This is a genomic window from Nocardia sputi (genome assembly GCF_023501985.1).
Map to the genome: position 1 here is coordinate 1 of NZ_JAMFLC010000075.1, position 884 is coordinate 884.

At 65.4% G+C, this 884-nt stretch carries 1 protein-coding gene; it reads left to right on the forward strand.

Annotated elements, in window-relative coordinates; all coding sequences use genetic code 11:
• Positions 1 to 193: 193 nt before the first annotated feature.
• Positions 194 to 884: DUF4226 domain-containing protein (locus M8859_RS36680; protein ID WP_195072470.1), on the forward strand; the 691-nt coding region annotated here is incomplete at its 3' end.

The window sequence follows — 884 nt, forward strand, 5'->3', positions numbered from 1 at the left end:
GGTTCCGGTTCAGGCTGGTGTGGCTCCTCCGGTTGCTGGTCAGCCTCAATCTGCTCCTGCTCCTGCTCCTGGTCCGGGTGTTCCGGGTCAGTCGCTGCCGGGTCCGGGTGATGTGGTGCCGGGTGGTGTGGTGGCGCCGGGGGTGGGGCAGGCGCCGCCGGTGGGGGAGGGTGGGCCGGAGCCGGGGCCGTTGGTGGATCCGGCGTTGGTGGCGGGTGTGTTGCCGATGGCGGGGATGATGGCGATGGGGATGTTGCCGTTGATCGCGTCGGCGTTGTCTGGGTTGGGTAGTGGTGGTGGGAGTGGTGGGGGTGGGGCTGCGCCGGTGGCGGCGAACGCGGGAGTCGACGGGTCGGGTGTGGCCGGTGGTGGGTTGTCGCCGGAGGCGGTGCGGGCGTTGGAGGTGTTGAAGCAGTTGGAGGGGGTGTATGGGGAGGGGGATCCGTCGGATCCGCGGGTGCGGGAGTTGCAGCAGCAGTTGGGGATTTCGCCGGGTGGTGGGAGTGGTGAGACGGCGCGGGCGGTGCGGGCGAAGCGGTTGTTTCAGCGGAATGCGGCGAAGGCGTTCAATAATGTGGATAACCAGTTGGTGTCGTATATGCGGGGGTTGGCGGGGTCGAACAAGGTCGATAAGAAGGCGATCGTGGGGTTGGTGCGTGAGGTGAATGTGGCGTTGGCGGAGTTGGGGCCGCAGGCGTATACGAAGGCTGGGCAGCAGAAAGTGCATCAGATTTTGACTGCTGCGTTGCGGAAGGCGCATGCGATCGTGTCGGGTGGGCAGGCGAAGTCGGATGATATTGCCGGTGCGATCAATCGGTTGACCAAGCAGTATCTGTACAACATCGCGGGTAGGAATTACACACCACCCAAAACCGGCACCCCCG